The organism is Oceanisphaera avium, assembly GCF_002157875.1.
Classification (GTDB): domain Bacteria; phylum Pseudomonadota; class Gammaproteobacteria; order Enterobacterales; family Aeromonadaceae; genus Oceanimonas; species Oceanimonas avium.
Window position 1 is genome coordinate 1,992,501 of record NZ_CP021376.1, and the last position, 14,163, is coordinate 2,006,663.

11 protein-coding genes and 1 riboswitch are annotated in these 14,163 nt (G+C 45.9%); of the genes, 7 read left to right on the forward strand and 4 right to left on the reverse strand.

Translation table 11 applies throughout. The features are described from left to right. The first annotated feature begins 454 nt into the window (after positions 1-454). Positions 455-922: an RNA recognition motif domain-containing protein gene (locus CBP12_RS09205; protein ID WP_086964164.1), complete on the forward strand. Its 468-nt coding sequence runs from the start codon at positions 455-457 to the stop codon at positions 920-922. A gap of 1 nt (position 923) precedes the next feature. Here the strand turns inward: CBP12_RS09205 and murI are convergent, their stop codons facing one another. Further along, on the reverse strand, positions 924-1,772 hold the full coding sequence (murI, locus tag CBP12_RS09210) for a glutamate racemase (protein ID WP_086964165.1): 849 nt from the start codon (positions 1,770-1,772) through the stop codon (positions 924-926). A 118-nt stretch (positions 1,773-1,890) separates the two neighbouring features. Beyond that, a complete protein-coding gene (locus CBP12_RS09215; RefSeq protein WP_086964166.1) occupies positions 1,891-3,714 on the reverse strand; it encodes a TonB-dependent receptor domain-containing protein in 1,824 nt (607 codons plus the stop codon). A gap of 39 nt (positions 3,715-3,753) precedes the next feature. Further along, positions 3,754-3,943: riboswitch (cobalamin riboswitch) on the reverse strand. 178 nt (positions 3,944-4,121) lie between these two features. Between CBP12_RS09215 and CBP12_RS09220 the strand changes: the two genes are divergently transcribed. The 3 genes from CBP12_RS09220 (at position 4,122) to trmA (ending at position 7,085) form a co-directional block, all read left to right on the forward strand. Continuing rightward, positions 4,122-5,462, forward strand: coding sequence for a sulfite oxidase (locus tag CBP12_RS09220; protein ID WP_086964167.1), 1,341 nt, complete (start codon positions 4,122-4,124; stop codon positions 5,460-5,462). Positions 5,463-5,470: 8 nt separating this feature from the next. After that, positions 5,471-5,833, forward strand: coding sequence for a hypothetical protein (locus CBP12_RS09225; protein WP_086964168.1), 363 nt, complete (start codon positions 5,471-5,473; stop codon positions 5,831-5,833). A 154-nt stretch (positions 5,834-5,987) separates the two neighbouring features. After that, positions 5,988-7,085: a tRNA (uridine(54)-C5)-methyltransferase TrmA gene (trmA, locus tag CBP12_RS09230; protein WP_086964169.1), complete on the forward strand. Its 1,098-nt coding sequence runs from the start codon at positions 5,988-5,990 to the stop codon at positions 7,083-7,085. A gap of 103 nt (positions 7,086-7,188) precedes the next feature. On the opposite strand, the gene CBP12_RS09235 is transcribed toward trmA, so the two are convergent. Beyond that, entirely contained in the window at positions 7,189-8,433 is a 1,245-nt protein-coding gene (locus CBP12_RS09235) for a malic enzyme-like NAD(P)-binding protein (RefSeq protein WP_086964170.1), read from the reverse strand. A 662-nt stretch (positions 8,434-9,095) separates the two neighbouring features. Beyond that, positions 9,096-9,311, reverse strand: coding sequence for a 50S ribosomal protein L31 (gene rpmE, locus CBP12_RS09240; RefSeq protein WP_086964171.1), 216 nt, complete (start codon positions 9,309-9,311; stop codon positions 9,096-9,098). A 141-nt stretch (positions 9,312-9,452) separates the two neighbouring features. On the opposite strand from rpmE, the gene priA reads away from it, so the two are divergent. The 3 genes from priA to CBP12_RS09255 all read left to right on the forward strand — a co-directional run bounded on the left by priA (position 9,453) and on the right by CBP12_RS09255 (position 14,128). After that, on the forward strand, positions 9,453-11,651 hold the full coding sequence (gene priA, locus CBP12_RS09245) for a primosomal protein N' (protein WP_086964172.1): 2,199 nt from the start codon (positions 9,453-9,455) through the stop codon (positions 11,649-11,651). 131 nt (positions 11,652-11,782) lie between these two features. Continuing rightward, complete coding sequence (gene argS, locus CBP12_RS09250; RefSeq protein ID WP_086964173.1) at positions 11,783-13,540, forward strand: arginine--tRNA ligase; 1,758 nt, start codon at positions 11,783-11,785, stop codon at positions 13,538-13,540. A gap of 3 nt (positions 13,541-13,543) precedes the next feature. Continuing rightward, positions 13,544-14,128 carry an SPOR domain-containing protein gene (locus CBP12_RS09255; protein WP_086964174.1) on the forward strand — a complete coding sequence of 195 codons (585 nt, stop codon included), beginning with the start codon at positions 13,544-13,546 and terminating at the stop codon, positions 14,126-14,128. Positions 14,129-14,163 lie beyond the last annotated feature (35 nt).

Here is a 14,163-nt window from a genome sequence, read left to right on the forward strand (position 1 = left end):
GCATCCCGTTGTATTCGTCAAGTGTTTGTTTGAACTTAATTTCTGTTCTCTCAAATCCTTGTGACCGTGAGCGCTTGCCCGGTGTCAGTGGATGCGCATTATAGGGAGCGACAGATTTAGCGCAAGCGCTTTTATGATTTAAATCACCTTTTTAGCACTGACCGCTTAAATACTCAGCAAGCCCACATGATACCCACAAAGTTATACACAAATATTATTTACTTTGCGCTAAGTGCTGCCAAACAAATAATAAGAGCCATGCAGGATGGCTTAAATAAAGCGTTATTTAGGAGCTTCTTAGTCGCTAAATAGCTTTTTAGATCACAAATATAGCGCTTAACGCGAACAAGCATTACTCCCTAGCTCATTTGAAGCTATGCTGTTATCGGTAGCTAATATTAAGCTACCATTTTTGTGCGCTTATACATTCATCCACTTTGAGATTGGACTGCTGATGAAGTTATCCCATTATCCTGTTTATATTCAGTCTGCCCTTTACGCAATTATTTTAGCCATTATCGGCTATTTAGTTGTGGACTGGGCTGCGCCTGCGCTTTCTTCTGCTGCCTGTTTAGCTATTGGCCTGCTGATAGGAGGTTTTTTTGTTCCGTTATTAACCCGCTCTCCCGTACCGGCGGCGATTCCTACTACTACTCTATATGTCGGTAACCTGCCCTATCGGGCAAATGAAGCTTCTGTTCGCGCCTTGTTTGAAGAGTTTGGCCAAGTGCTATCGGTACGTTTAATGAAAGATAAACATACTGGTAAACGTCGTGGCTTTGGTTTTGTAGAAATGCCCAGCGATGCAGCACTGGCTGCTCAGCAAGGGTTAAACGATTCTGAGTTTCAACAACGTACTTTAAAAGTACGTGAAGCAAATGAGCGCAAAGATGAGGACGATAACGCCGAGCAAACGGCTTAGCTTATTGCTCCTTTAATAACTTATTTAGATTAGGCTCAAAACAGTTAAGCTCACTAAAGCCTTCTTTCTTAAAAGCCCTCGCTTGTTGCAGGGCTTTTTTTGTAAGTTCAGTACAAAATAATAAGCCCGCTTTACCTTCCGGAGCTAACTCTTGACTAAGTGTGCATGCCGGCTGCAACAATAAATAACTCACTCGTCGAGCGATGGCGGCTCCAGAATCTATAAGCTTAACTTGCGGCAAGCATTGATTGATCTCAGTTGCCAATAGTGGGAAATGGGTACAGCCCAAGACTAGGGTATCTGGACCCCGATTTCCCGACCAAGGCGCTAGTATCTGTTTCAGTCGCTTTATATCTACGGGTAGCCCCGCTAATTTGTCTTCCGCCATCTTCACTAACTCAGTCGTACCCAACATAGAAACTTGGATATCGGGGGCAAAGCTTTGCACGAGCTCAGCGGTATAGCGGCGAGATATTGTGCCCGGTGTCGCTAATAATCCAATATGAGCGGGCTTAGCTAACGTTTGATGTTGGCGACTGTATTCGGCGGCGGGTTTAATGGCCGGTACTACGCCGACGATAGGAATAGATAACTGCGCTCGCAGCGCCGGCAGCACATAAGTACTAGCGGTATTGCAAGCAATAACCGCAATATCTACCGAGTGCTGTTTAACAAAGGTGCTAAACAGCTCGACTACTCGTGCCACTAAACGTGGCTCACTTAATTCTCCATAGGGGAAGTAAGCATTATCAAATAAATAGAGATATTGCTGAGCTGGGATCCTTTTGCTGAGCTCGCGATAGACAGACAAGCCGCCCATACCAGAGTCGAAAATTAAAATGTTTGCCACCGGTTTTCCTTTCTCTGGTAAAGCCCTCATTGCGATATTGATATCATAACGCTAAAGCTGAGAATGAAAAAGCCGGCACTAGGCCGGCTTAGAGTCGATTTTTAATACTTAACTGTGTTTAAAAACGGTAATCGGCACCGACGTAGAACTCCATGTCGGGAGCGTCGTAGCCACTAACTACCTGATAGTCTTTATCGAACAGATTATTAATCTTGCCGTTTAGAGTTAGCTGCTGCGTTAACGGATACCGCGCCCCTATGTTCCATATGGTGTAGGAAGGAGAGTAGGTGCTTGCAAAGGAAATTGCATCAGGGGTTTCTCTATCACCTACATACAAAACCTGCGCAAAAAAATTGATATTCGCAACATCCATATCACCGGTCCAACTTGCTTTTCGCTTAGCGCGATTAGATAGCTGCTTAGCCGTTTTAACATCTTCGGCATCTGTGTATTCGTAGCTAGCAATATGGTGAATAGGCCCAGTACTCACCTTAACTACCAATTCAACACCTTTAATAATCACATCGGTATTATCTTTTTTAGTCGGTGTTTGGTTAAACAGTAATCCTTTAATATCATTACGATATAAGTTCAACTGCCAATCGAGTAATGGATAATTACCTAATAGCGATAACTCTAAACTTTCAGACTTTTCAGGCTCGGGGTTACCTGTCAAGTAGTGTAAATCAGTAAAGCTAGGAGCTTTAAACGCGGTTCCATAGCTTAACGTAGTCCTATGCTGCTCTGATAGCTCTAACGATAGCGCACTTTGCCAAATACCATGCGAGCCAAACTGCTCATTATCATCGACGCGCCCAGTCAACTCGAAAGATATAGGCTCCCAAGTATGAAAAATAGAAGTAAATATACCAGTGTTATCTCGATCTGGTAAGTCATATCCAACTAACTGGCCTGACATCCAATCTACAGTTTTAGACTTAGAAAGAAGCCTATCTTGCTGCCAATCTACACCAAATATCACATAGTTTTGCTTGGTGTAATTGTACTGTACTAAACCATCAAAACGAGTGGTTGCAGTACTAGTATTAGTTGCACTATTACGACTATTTTCTTTTTTCCAGCTTTCCAGTTCATGCTCACCATAGCTAGCATTTAACTGGCCAGTTAATTGCTGACCTTGATATCGTAATCCAGTATCGAATTGATAGGTTTCAGAATTACTAGTGTCGGGGAAACCGTCATAATCAACGTTATTTTCCCAACTATTAAAATTAGCATCCCAAGTCCAAGCCTGATTGAGCTTATGTTCAACACCAAAAGTAAGGTTTTTACTATCGAATCCATCACGATCGTTTTCAGTATTAGTAGAGGTCACGTCATAACCACGAGTTTCTCGGTATCCTGTAGCTAATTGTAAACGTGTGTCGTCCGTCACCCACTGATTGATGGAGATATCGGCGGCATAGTAGTCATTACTACCAGTGGTCACGCTGAGCTGACGGTCGTTAACTTCAGACGTAGTAATGATATTCACCACTCCGCCAATAGCTCCCGAACCATAGATAGCGGCGCGGGGGCCACGAATATATTCGATGCGCTCCACGTTATTGACGGGTAACTGACTGAAATCGACATTGGCTCCCACCATTTGCGCCATGGGGCGGCCATTCATCAGCACTAATATATGGTTAGAGTTGGTGCCACGAACAAACAAACTTGTTTGTTGGCCAATGCCGCCATTCTGACCTCCGAACTGTAAGCCAGGCAAGGTTTCGAGCAGATCCACTAACGAGCGCGGTTGGCGGCGTTCAATATCAGCTTTAGTAATGACTTCTACGGGAGTCAGTGCACTGGTCGCCGATTGCTTTACTTTGCTATAAATAGTGATTTCGGTGGCATCATCGTTTTGCGAGAGAGTAGAGCTTTGAGCAAGTGTCGCCCACGGCAACAGGGCCGCTGCTGCTAGCCATTGTTTAGACATATTATTATTCCTAGTACGCGTAGTGAACAGTAACGGGCCAATCCCGTTGCCTCTTTGGCAGGTTTTCGGACTTAAAGGCTCAAGCTAGTGCTTACCTAAACGACGGCTTCCCAACCTCATGGCAGTGCCTAATAGTGTCGTCTCGTTCCTTATTACCGCTGCGCGCCAGTTCCGGATTTACACCAGATTCCCGTTTATGCCATTTGGCACCAAAGCGCGGGCATTATAAGGAAAGGGCTGATCGCTGTATATGCATAAATAGTTAGTAAATATTCATATGCCTTCGGAGTGGTGAATATGAGCCAGCTCGCATCTTTAATTAATTTACATTTCTGCAACATTAGCTCTTCTGCTAGGCTATTTTAACTAAGCTTAAGTAGCAGCAAATTCGCTAAAGGAGCACAGCAATGGCACGACATCCAAAAAACGAGTCTAAAGTACAGACTAAAGGCTTGCATGAACTTTATGCAGAAGATCCTATCAAGGCGGATAAGTTAGTATGGGGTCGAGAAACCGACGCACACAGCCGACGGGGATTTCTTAGACGCGGGGGTTTATTTGCTATGGCTACGGCCATTGGTGCCAGTATCCCTTTTTCTAAACATATGCCTGCAGGGCTTATTCCTGCCGCCTTTGCCCAAACTGATGAGTCATTTTCTATCTCTGGTAAAGAAGGGCTCACCATTCTTAATGATCGACCATTAAATGCAGAAACACCTCCCCATTTGTTGGACGATAAAATTACGCCCGCTAAGCATATGTTTGTGCGCAATAACGGCCTACCCCCAGAGGCTAGCGCCTTAGACCCTGCAACTTGGACGTTAGAAATCGCCGGTGAGTCTTGTGAAAAGCCGACCACTTTCACACTGGATGAGCTTAAATCTCGTTTTAAGCATTACAGCTATCAACTAACTATAGAGTGTGGGGGAAATGGTCGCAGTGAATTTGCGCCTGCTGCCAGTGGTAACCAATGGTCTACGGGCGCCGTAGCTTGCCCTAAATTTACTGGCGCAAGGCTACGGGACGTATTAGAAGCGTGTGGCATAAAAGAAGATGCGGTTTACATCGGCTATTATGGCGCTGACCTTCACCCTAGTGGCGATGCCAGTAAAGAGGCTATTTCTCGAGGCGTGCCTATGTCTAAAGCGCTAGAAGATGAAACTCTCATTGCGTGGGCTATGAATGATGAAGACATACCGCTTCTTAACGGCCACCCTTTACGGTTAGTGTGTGGTGGCTGGCCTGCCTCCACTTCTGGAAAATGGCTTAAGAAAATAGTTATACGCGATAAAATTCACGATGGTAATAAGATGGCCGCACCGGCTTATCATGTACCGAAATATCCCGTCGCACCGGGTACCCAAGTACCTAATGAAGACATGGAAATTATTACTTCTATGCCCATAAAATCGCTGATCACTTTTCCTAAAAGCGGGATTAATCATACTTTAGGAGAGACGCTCGCGGTACGCGGTCATGCTTGGGCGGGTGATTTAGAAGTAAAAGAGTTTTATGTTTCTAGCGATTTTGGTGTGACCTGGCAGCAAGCGCAACTGGAACCCCCTGCCAATCGCTTAGCGTGGCAACATTGGCACAGTGAATTAACTTTTCCGGAAAAAGGTTATTACGAAATATGGGCGCGCGCCGTAGATAATGAAGGTAAATCGCAACCCATGGTGGTAGCCGGTTGGAATCCTAAAGGTTATTTAAATAATGCTTGCCATCGCATTGCAGTCCAAGTGGTGTAGGAGGCTTAATGACACAATCAATTATGGTGAGTTTAGTATTATTGAGCTTATCAGCCGCTCCTGCTTTAGCGGCTGAACAGGATCCTCAAACCGGTTTTATAATAGCGCCTGGCTGGGATACGGTGCGCAATAATTGCATTGCCTGCCACTCAGCCAATTTAGTCACACAAAATAGCGGCAGCCGTGAACATTGGCTTTCTCTGATCCGCTGGATGCAAGACACTCAAGGGCTGTGGTCATTTGATGATAAGACAGAAAATACTATTTTAAGCTACCTAAGCACACACTACGGCCCTAAAGAAGACGCTCGCCGCCCAGCCTTAAGAGCCGATCAACTACCCGAAAACCCCTATCGTAAGAAACAAACCTAGTGTTATCGTTATAAGTCACAAAGAGTGATTAACTGGCGTAGCGTTAATAACGCTGCGCTCTTTTTTCACTGGTTACAACTCGCACTAATGCTCTTTACCCATCTTTCAGAGGTCCGTGCTAGAATTTGCGCTTCGTTTTTAAGAGAGGCACATCATGAGCACAGTGGTTAATCCGAGCACCTATCAAGCCCAGTTGGACGCTAAAGTCGTGCAGCTGCAGCAGGCGTTTGCGCCTTTTAATCCACCAAGCTTGGATGTGTTTGCATCAGAACCGGAACATTACCGGATGCGCGCCGAGTTTCGGGTATGGCATGAAGATGAAGACTTGTATTACATCATGTTTGATCAAGAGACTAAACAGCGCTATCGAGTTGAACAATTTCCTGCCGCCTCACTATTAATTAACCAAGCAATGCCGCTATTACTTGCCGCTCTTAAACCAGATGCCGTGTTACGGCGCAGTTTATTTCAGGTGGATTTTTTATCCTCTTTAAGTGGCGAGCTAGTTATTAGCTTACTTTATCACCGCCAATTAGATGATGAGTGGCAGCAAGCGATGCAAAAAGTACGCGACCAACTGCAAGCTCAAAGGATAAATGCCAGTATTATTGGTCGGGCTCGCAAGCAAAAATTAGTACTGGGCCAAGATTATGTAGTGGAAAAATTACAGGTGGCCGGTAAAGAATTAATTTATCAGCAAGTAGAAAACAGCTTTACTCAACCTAATGGCCGCATGAATGAGCAGATGCTGAGCTGGGCAGTCGCTGCCACCCAAGGTGCGAGTGGCGATTTATTAGAGTTATATTGTGGTAATGGTAACTTTTCTCTGGCGTTAGCCGCTAATTTTAAGCGCGTATTAGCCACCGAAATTGCCAGCTCTTCAGTAAAATCAGCACAATTTAATATTGCCGCCAATAATATCGACAATGTCACTATATTACGGATGTCGGCAGAAGAATTTACTCAGGCGATGCGGGGAGTGCGCGAGTTTCGCCGGCTGCGCGGCATCGATTTAAGTGATTATGACTGCAATACGATTTTAGTGGATCCGCCCCGTGCTGGGCTAGATCAAGAAACGGTTAAACTGGTGCAAGAGTATGACAATATTCTCTATATCTCATGTAACCCAGAGACTTTGCAGCATAACTTAGTTAGTTTGAGCAACAGTCATACCATTGAGCACTTTGCACTCTTTGATCAGTTTCCTTATACCCATCACGTAGAAGCGGGGGTCTATCTAAAAAGACGGTGAGGAGTGAGGGGTAAAGGGTAAAAAACAAGATAAAACCGATTTTTCCACGAAACGCGATCAAAAAAGGGAGCTGACGCTCCCTTTTTTCTAGCATGCGAGAAGATTAATCCAGCATGTAATTTTCTGGTAATTCAGCACGCGCTACGCCAGACTCAACAGCAGCAATGGCTACGGCACGAGCAACACGTGGTAACAAACGTGGGTCCATTGGCTTAGGAATTACGTAGTCTGGACCAAACTCCAGTTTCTCGTAACCAGACGCGTCCAACACCTCTTGTGGCACAGCTTCTTTAGCCAAACCACGAATCGCTTCTACGGCGGCAACTTTCATTTCATCGTTAATCTGTGAAGCGCGAACATCTAATGCGCCACGGAAGATGAAAGGGAAGCACAGTACGTTATTAACTTGGTTAGGATAGTCAGAACGACCGGTACCCATAACTAAGTCTTGACGAGTCGCGTGCGCTAACTCAGGCTTGATTTCTGGATCTGGGTTAGAGCAGGCAAAGATAACTGGCTTATCGGCCATCATTGAAACAGCAGAAGCTGGCAATACGTCTGGGCCTGAAACGCCAACGAATACGTCTGCATCTTGCATCACGTCTTCTAGAGTGCGCTTGTCGGTGTTGTTAGCAAACAAAGACTTATACTCGTTCAAGTCTTCACGACGAGAATGAATCACACCGTTACGGTCTAACATATAGATGTTTTCGCGCAGTGCGCCACACTTGATCAGCAGTTGCATACAAGCAACGGCTGCCGCACCGGCACCCATACAGACGATTTGAGCGTCTTCGATGCTCTTGCCCTGCACTTCAAGGGAATTGATTAAACCCGCAGCAGTAACAATAGCAGTACCGTGTTGGTCATCATGGAACACAGGTACATTACAACGCTCAATCAGCGCTTTTTCGATCTCAAAGCACTCAGGTGCCTTGATATCTTCTAAGTTAATGCCACCAAAGGTGTCGGCAATAGCCGCGACTACTTGGATAAACTCTTCAGTAGTACGGTGCGTTACTTCGATATCCACAGAATCGATATTAGCGAAGCGCTTAAACAATAACGCTTTACCTTCCATAACGGGCTTAGAAGCCAATGGGCCTAAGTTACCCAGACCTAAGATAGCGGTACCGTTAGTAATAACGGCAACTAAGTTACCTTTACCGGTATATTTGTAAGCGTTCTCTGGATCAGCTGCAATTTCGCGCACTGGCTCAGCCACACCTGGGCTGTAAGCTAAGGCGAGATCCTGAGCGGTTTCTGCCGGCTTACTAATTTCAACAGAGATCTTTCCAGGAGTTGGGAAAGCATGATAATCGAGCGCTTTTTGACGGAAGTCGGACATTCTACGAGTACCCTGATGCGATTGAAGACAATTAAACGATTGATGTGTGAACAAGTTTATCACAATGTTTGTACAATGTGATAGTCATCACCTTATTGCACATCACTAAATAAAACTCATTATTTCATTAATACATACTGCCAGAGATGAAGTATCTAGAACAGAGAGCGCTTTTAGTGATTAACCTTATTTAACTTAACGCTTACGGATAAGCTGTCTATTTAAGGGCATCTTTATCGAAGGCGATTAATCTCTCTCTAAGCGTCAATATAATTATTACTATCCGCTATTAAAGCTCTACCCACGCTTATCTACGTCCGTTTTATTAGGACAGCTATAAGCGCGCTCCGACGAGCTTATCATTGTCCCTTTAACGATGAAAAACCAGTTTCGAATGAAACTCAGACATGTTTTTATGTTGTAGTCGCCGCTAATAAATAGTGGACTCAGTGCGACAATATTGAGCTAAACCTAAGTAAATAAAGGGCTGACTCAGAAAAACATAAGCAGTGATAAGGGGTGTTACCAGATATTAATCTTTATAACAAAACATTATGAGTTATAAGCTCTAATACTTAAGACTCGCAATAGCGTCTGAAATTTATTTAAATAAGGCAATAAAAAAGGCGCCCTTAGGCGCCCTCTTGTAGCAAGCCAATTGCTTACTTCTTGCTAGCCAACGCACCAAAGCGCTTGGTGAAACGATCCACACGACCGCCACTATCAACCATTTTCTGCTTACCAGTGTAGAATGGGTGGCAAGCACCGCAAACGTCCAAGTTCAGGCTTTTGCCTAGGGTCGAGCCTACTTTGATCTCGTTACCACAAGAACATTTAGCGACAATTTCTTTGTACTCTGGGTGAATACCTTGTTTCATGGAAAACCTCTGTTTTTTGAAGGCCGTGTCGCTATCTGATCCAATGCCAGACACCACACGAATGATTCACGTATTGTGAAGTGCGCGAATAATATAGTATCGCTTTTTTACAGGCAAGGATAAACGGAGGTTATTTCATCAATGTCGTTATTGAACGCACAAGCACTAGTGAGGGTTGCGCTACCCGTACCGCTGCGTCGCGAGTTTGATTATCTCTGCCCTTTGCCCTTACCTGCACCTGGTTGTCGGGTGGCTGTACCCTTTGGCAATCGCGCCATGACTGCCTTAGTCTTGTCTCATCCGACAGACTCCAGCATAGATACCGCTAAGCTTAAAGCCGTAAATAGCATCTTAGACTCGGTGCCGTTATTGGCAGCCGCTGAATTAAAATTTTTAGCGTGGGCGGCACAATATTATTTATATGCAACCGGTGAAGTTTATTTTCAAGCATTGCCGGCGTTATTACGAAAAGGCGAAGCAGCCACTTATCGACCCGCTACTGTTTGGCATATAGTAGACCAGAGCGCTGAGCTGCCTAAACATGCAATTAAGCAACAACAAGCTTTAACAGCGTTACACCAAGGTCCTTTGAGTCAAAGTGAGCTGCAAGTTCGAGGCGTTAGTTCAACCACCTTAAACGCACTTGCTAAAAAAAATCTAATAGAAAAACGCGAGCAAGTGCCTCACCTCAGTGATTGGCGCAATACACCATGGCAAGTAACTGAGCAAGACAAACATAGATTAACCACAGAGCAAGCGCTCGCGGTTAGCTTGATTCAAGGTACTCACGGCTTTAGTCCTTTTTTATTAGAAGGCATTACGGGCTCAGGTAAAACGGAAGTGTACTTGCAAGTAATGGAAGCGGTGTTAGCCGCCGGCCAGCAAGTATTAGTATTAGTGCCAGAAATTGGCTTAACACCGCAAACGATTACACGCTTTCAACAACGATTTAGCCTACCTATTTGCACGCTGCATTCGGGAATGAATGAACGAGAGCGATTAGATGCGTGGTTATCTTGTCGCGATGGCAGTAGTGCTATCGTTATTGGCACTCGCTCTGCCCTACTCACGCCTTTTGCCCGCTTAGGATTAATCATTATTGATGAAGAGCATGATACGTCTTTTAAACAACAAGAGGGCTTTCGCTATCATGCTCGCGATTTAGCACTGCTGCGCGCTCATCAGCTTGATATTCCCATTGTACTAGGCTCAGCTACGCCCTGTTTTGAAAGCTTACATAACGCAGCTCAAGGTAAATATCAGCACTTAACGCTAAGTCAGCGCCCAGGCAGCGCTACTGTCGCTGAACATTTATTGCTAGATAGTAAAAACGTACAAATGCACGCCGGTTTATCACCGCAACTAATTGAGCTAATGACCCATGAGCTCAGCCAAGGCAATCAAGTCATGTTATTTCTAAATCGCCGCGGCTATGCACCGGCGCTATTATGCCATGGCTGTGGCTGGCTGGCAGATTGCGAGCGCTGTGATGCGCACTTTACTTGGCATCAACACCCTTCACGGCTGCATTGTCATCATTGTGATCATCAAAGACCCTTGCCACCCGCTTGTCCTAATTGTGGCAGTACTCAGCTGATTGGCACCGGGCTTGGTACTGAACAAGTAGAACAAGCTATTAGCGGCTTGTTTCCCCAATACGCCACTATTCGCATCGATCGCGATAACACACGGCGCAAAGGCAGTTTTGAAAAACACCTTGAAGGTATACGCAATGGCCAATATCAAATTTTAATTGGCACCCAGATGCTGGCGAAAGGTCATCATTTTCCTGATGTGACTTTAGTCGCCATCTTAGACGCTGACGGCGCTCTATTCGCTAGCGACTTTCGCGCTACCGAACGCTTTGCTCAACTTTATATTCAAGTAGCAGGTCGCGCTGGGCGCGCCAGTAAGCCAGGCCGAGTAGTATTACAAACTCATCAACCTGATCATGCGCTATTACAAGATCTCACTCATCAGGGCTATCAACACTTTGCGCATAGCGCCTTAAAAGAGCGTCATTTTGCGCAGCTGCCGCCCTATAGCTTTCAAGCATTATTTCGCGCTCGCGCTAATAATGCATCTCTGGTGCAGCATTTTTTACAGCAATTAGCCACTCAGCTGCAGCCCCATTTATCTCCTCACGTCTTGTGTTTAGGCCCAATTAGCGCGCAAATGGAGCGCAGAGCGGGCGAATACCGTTATCAGTTATTATTACAATCAAGCCAGCGACGCGAGCTCGCTAGCGCCTGTCGATTAGCGCTAGCCATTATTGACACCCAAGCAGAGGCGCGCAAAGTACGCTGGTCGCTAGATATTGATCCCGTAGAGCTTTTTTAAGCCGCCCTCGCTTGCTAGCGCTCATATTGCAGGCCTCACTTGGCTGTGACGGTGGTTTTCTGTGTACGATGTGAGTAGAATTTCCCACCCAGGTTATCTGTGACCTTGTCTTTAAATTTGGTGAGTTGACGATGAAAGAACATATTCAAGCTTTACTTGAACAGACGGTATTAACGCTACAACAGCAAGGCAAACTGCCTAGTGAGCTAGCTCCGCGCATTCAAGTGGACAGAACTAAAGACAAGAGTCACGGAGATTTAGCCACTAACCTCGCCTTATTGCTCGCTAAACCCGCCGGTCAAAACCCTCGGGTATTAGCCCAGTTACTACAAGAAAACTTACCGGCGTCTGAGCTAGTGGCTAAAACCGAGCTGGCCGGACCTGGCTTTATTAACTTCTTTCTCGATAGCCAGTGGCTAGGCCGACAAATTGACGCCATGGTAGCGGACGATCGCGCGAACATCCCGGTAGCCGAGCACGCACAAACCATAGTGGTGGATTACTCAGCGCCCAATGTCGCGAAAGAAATGCATGTGGGCCATTTACGCTCCAGTGTGATTGGTGACGCTGTGGTGCGCACTTTAGAGTTTTTAGGGCATAAAGTGATCCGTGCCAATCACATTGGTGACTGGGGCACACAATTTGGCATGCTGATTGCGCATCTTGAGGAATTAGAAAAAGAAAATCCTGAAGTAGCCGACTCAGGTTTAGCTGACTTAGAGCAGTTTTACAGAGAGTCTAAGCAAAAATACGATGCTGACCCCGTATTTGCCGAGCGCGCCCGCCAGTATGTGGTTAAGTTACAAGGCGGCGATGATTACTGTCTGACGATGTGGCAGAAACTGGTCAACATCACCCTTAAACATAACCAAGAAATTTATGACAGATTAAATGTGTCGCTCACGCCTGAGCACGTTATGGGTGAAAGCATGTATAACCCCATACTGGCGGACATAGTGGCGGACTTACAAGCCAAAGGGCTAGCCGTGGAAGACCAAGGCGCCATTGTGGTGTACTTAGATGAGTACAAAAACAAAGATGGCGATCCTATGGGTGTAATCGTGCGCAAAAAAGATGGCGGTTTTCTTTATACCACTACCGACATTGCCTGCGCTAAGTACCGTTATGAGCAACTACACGCCGATCGAGTACTGTACTTTATTGACTCTCGCCAGCATCAGCATCTAATGCAAGCCTGGAGCATAGTGCACAAGGCCGGTTATGTGCCCGAAACAGTTAGCCTAGAGCATCACGCTTTTGGCATGATGCTCGGCAAAGACGGACGCCCCTTTAAAACTCGCTCTGGCGGCACCGTACGCTTAGTGGATTTGCTTGATGAAGCTCAAGAGAGAGCAGCGGCTTTATTAGCGACTAAAGATACGGACTTCAGTGAAGACGAAAAGACAGATATTGCTCGGCGCGTGGCGATGGCGGCAGTGAAATATGCCGACTTATCAAAAAGTCGCACCACAGATTACATCTTCGATTGGGACAATATGTTGTCTTTCGAAGGCAATACCGCACCGTATTTACAATATGCTTATACGCGTGTGCAGTCGATCTTTCGCCGCTCGGGTATTGTCAGTGATGCAAACCTGCAAGGTCAGGTGATATTAACCGCGCCTGCCGAAGAAGCGTTAGCGCAAAAACTAGTGCAATTTAATGACACTATTAAATCGGTAGCCGATAAAGGCTTACCGCATTTAATGTGTTTGTATCTTTATGAATTATCAGGAGCTTTTATGAGCTTCTACGAAGCCTGCCCCATCAATAAAGAAGGGGTTAGCGTGGCCGAGCGTGATAGCCGCCTACGTCTGTGTGCTGCCACTGCTAAGGTGCTTAACTTAGGTCTGTCCTTGTTAGGCATTGAAACTTTGGAGCGTATGTAGTCCATGGCTAAGGATTACGTAAGACGGGGCAAGCCTAAAACCAAAGCCAAGCCTAAAAAAGCGAGCAGCACGCGTGGGCGCGCAGCGCCCCCTCGACGCTTGCCTATTTTACCCGTGCTATTACTCATTATGGTGGCCGGTGCCTTAGGCTATTTGATCCATATAATTAAAGGGGCGGCAGAGCAAAAAACGCAAACGCCGGCCAGTGTCGTCACCACGCCCAATAAGGCGCCGGCGAAAGCGCCGGTAGTGGCGAATCCTATCGATCAAAAACCGGTAGAAAAATGGACGTATATTCAACAATTAGAAAATAAAGAAGTTGAAGTGCGCTTGCCCGAAGCACAACAGTCCGATCAGCGCTATTTAATGCAGTGTGGCTCCTTCCAATCCTCGGCACAGGCAGAGCAACTAAAAGCAAAAATTGCTTTTCAAGGGTTAAGCTCTCAGGTACGCCATGCCAGTGGCAGTGCTTGGTATCGCGTGGTGCTGGGGCCGTATGATAGCAAGCGGGTCGCTGAGCAAGACAAGCACAAGCTGATTAAGAATAAAGCCGTGAGTGATTGTGCTATCTGGTTCTGGGAGGGTTGATCTTAGCACTGTGCGTCCCCATTTCTGTGTAGATG

Bases quoted from the DNA above. Each gene is read 5' to 3' on its own strand.
- rpmE (WP_086964171.1), bottom strand. From the start codon at position 9,311: ATGAAACAAGGTATTCACCCAGAGTACAAAGAAATTGTCGCTAAATGT.
- priA (WP_086964172.1), top strand. From the start codon at position 9,453: ATGTCGTTATTGAACGCACAAGCACTAGTGAGGGTTGCGCTACCCGTA.
- CBP12_RS09220 (WP_086964167.1), top strand. From the start codon at position 4,122: ATGGCACGACATCCAAAAAACGAGTCTAAAGTACAGACTAAAGGCTTG.
- CBP12_RS09255 (WP_086964174.1), top strand. From the start codon at position 13,544: ATGGCTAAGGATTACGTAAGACGGGGCAAGCCTAAAACCAAAGCCAAG.
- CBP12_RS09225 (WP_086964168.1), top strand. From the start codon at position 5,471: ATGACACAATCAATTATGGTGAGTTTAGTATTATTGAGCTTATCAGCC.
- CBP12_RS09215 (WP_086964166.1), bottom strand. From the start codon at position 3,714: ATGTCTAAACAATGGCTAGCAGCAGCGGCCCTGTTGCCGTGGGCGACA.
- argS (WP_086964173.1), top strand. From the start codon at position 11,783: ATGAAAGAACATATTCAAGCTTTACTTGAACAGACGGTATTAACGCTA.
- CBP12_RS09235 (WP_086964170.1), bottom strand. From the start codon at position 8,433: ATGTCCGACTTCCGTCAAAAAGCGCTCGATTATCATGCTTTCCCAACT.
- CBP12_RS09205 (WP_086964164.1), top strand. From the start codon at position 455: ATGAAGTTATCCCATTATCCTGTTTATATTCAGTCTGCCCTTTACGCA.
- trmA (WP_086964169.1), top strand. From the start codon at position 5,988: ATGAGCACAGTGGTTAATCCGAGCACCTATCAAGCCCAGTTGGACGCT.